At 52.2% G+C, this 2246-nt stretch carries 2 protein-coding genes and 1 pseudogene; all 3 read right to left on the reverse strand.

The genetic code is table 11. From position 1 onward, the window contains the following. A pseudogene (locus GPL81_RS30580) lies at positions 1–334 on the reverse strand (copper homeostasis membrane protein CopD); the annotation flags it as partial. A 3-nt stretch (positions 335–337) separates the two neighbouring features. Further along, a complete protein-coding gene (gene copC / locus GPL81_RS30585) occupies positions 338–721 on the reverse strand; it encodes a copper homeostasis periplasmic binding protein CopC (RefSeq protein WP_160109821.1) in 384 nt (127 codons plus the stop codon). 415 nt (positions 722–1136) lie between these two features. Further along, positions 1137–2246 (reverse strand): heavy metal sensor histidine kinase (locus GPL81_RS30590; RefSeq protein ID WP_160109822.1); only part of this gene is annotated, 1110 nt, incomplete at its 5' end.

A 2246-nucleotide genomic window follows, 5' to 3' on the forward strand; every position in this document is an offset into this window, starting at 1 on the left:
CAACCCACACCCCCCCAAAGACAAGGCCGCCAAACCCAACCATCCACATGAGCCCGACATCGGTCCCCATCAGCACCATTTCGAAAATATGGCGCTGAAGTTCCATAAGTTCGGAAACACCACTCATTGCCTTGGCAAGTAACAACATGGCTGCGAGAGACAGAAGTACGCCAACAGCGACGGTGCCGAAAACTAGCGACTCAAAATTCAAGATAGCGCCGGATATTCGCTCTTTGCCCCTGAGGCTGTACAAACCAAAAATGGCCAAACCAAACAGCAGCATGAGGTCCATGTAAAGAGCGAAGCGAACGGCGATATTGATTGAGTCGCTCATGGATCATTTCACTTTAAAAACAAGGTTGCCTGTTACTGGGTGAGTGTCTGAAGAGACTGCCCGCCATTCAACCTTGTAGGTACCAGTGGTAAGCGGAGCGGAGGGCGTGATGACCATCGTTTTCGGATCGTCGCTGCCGGAGACACCCGCCTTAACACCCATTGGAGAGTTTGGCATGCCCGGCATGTCGGTCATGATCAGCTTCGCACCGGAGAACTGGGTCGTGAGGTTTTCCGAGAAATGCAGTTCAATTTTTGAAGGTGCTATGGAGGTCGAACCTTCCGAAGGGGTAGAGGACATGAGCTTTGGATGTGCTTGGGCCATAGCGCTCAATAGCAAACCAGCGGCAAGTGCAGCAACTACGGTAGTAGTTTTAAAGAAAGACATGCAAGGCTCCTCACAGCAGAAGCTGTTGGTTCGAGGTTTGGTGGGGAAGTTCTAGTTTTTATTTCTCGACGCTGGTTAAAACCACTGGCAAATACCAAGTGAATACCGCGTCCTGGTACGCCAGGTAATGGATCAAGGTAGCCACGTCATTGAGCCAGGACACGATGCCACATGACCGCCGACGGTTCGATTACAATTCAGTAAGCTTCGCGGCTGCTCTTTGGTCCAATGCTGAGGGCAGGCAATGCGGTGTTTCACGTGCACAATCAGCGTTACCCTGACTTCCTGACGGAGCTCTCAGCCCTTGGACGGCTCACCGTTTCTAGGAGAAACAAGGGTGGCAATCTTTGTTCTAATGAGGTGTTTTACTTGCCTGTGGAGAGTGTCTATGTCCTCTACCTCCGCGTTTCCGGATTTACGCACGTACCAGTCCGGAACTAGGGAGTTCCATATGAAACGCGGTTTTCCCGTTGGATGAAGTGCACCAGATCCTGCCTTCATGAGCTTCGATAATGGACCGAGTTATTGCTAATCCCAGCCCTGCGTTACTGGGACTTCCTTCGCGCCGTGCGGGATCAGCGCGATAGAATCGATCGAAGAGCTTTTCAAGGTGCTCGGGGGCAATGGTCTCCCCAGGGTTTTCCACCGTCACGATTGCTTTCTTCAGGTCCTGGCGGATATCCATGCTAATGGTTTGTCCCTCCGGGGTGTATCGCAGGGCATTCGAAAGCAGGTTCGAGATGGCTCTGTGCAGCATCAGCACATCGCCTCGGACACGGCCTCGGCCTGAAACCGTGAGGCTGATACCGCGCTCATCGGCTAGCAGGCGGTAGTACTCCAGCAACTTTTCCACTACCTCCAATAGGTCTATTGGTTTGTCCTCATGCGTCATCAGACCATTGTCAGATTTCGCCAGAAAAAGCATGTCGTCGATCATTCGCGCCATACGCTTCAAGTCATCGAGATTTGAGTACAGATTGTCTTCATAGTCCTCGATGTCCCGTTTTCTGGAGAGGACCACTTCCGTATGAGTCATCAGATTGCTGACCGGTGTACGCAGTTCGTGAGCAATGTCCGCAGAAAAATTTGATAGCCGGACAAAAGCATCATCCAGTCGGGACAACATCGCGTTGAACGAAGAGACCAATTGTTGAAGCTCTTTGGGAACGGGCGCTAATGGAATGCGCTCTTTGAGTGATTTAGCCGACATCGAAGCCGCGACCCTAGTCACCTGACGAATTGGACGCATACCGCTGCTTGCAACCATCCATCCCAACCCTGCACTAACGAGCGCACTAATGACCAAGCCTATCCAGAACCAGCGCTGAAGCGTCGCGAAGAAGGACATATGCTGAGTGACGTCAAAGATCAAGATGACCGTAAATGGCTTCTCCTGGCCGGTAACCATCGCTTCCGCCGTCATCCCGCGGAACATTTGCTCCTGTTCCTGCCACTCCCACACGTTGCTGTTTGACGTCGTGCGGAACTGCTGTGGAACGTTGATTGGTCTTGGTTCGGGGCAATG

It is taken from the genome of Pseudomonas izuensis (assembly GCF_009861505.1).
In the GTDB taxonomy this organism is placed as follows: Bacteria; Pseudomonadota; Gammaproteobacteria; order Pseudomonadales; family Pseudomonadaceae; genus Aquipseudomonas; species Aquipseudomonas izuensis.

Bases quoted from the DNA above. Each gene is read 5' to 3' on its own strand.
- copC (WP_160109821.1), bottom strand. From the start codon at position 721: ATGTCTTTCTTTAAAACTACTACCGTAGTTGCTGCACTTGCCGCTGGT.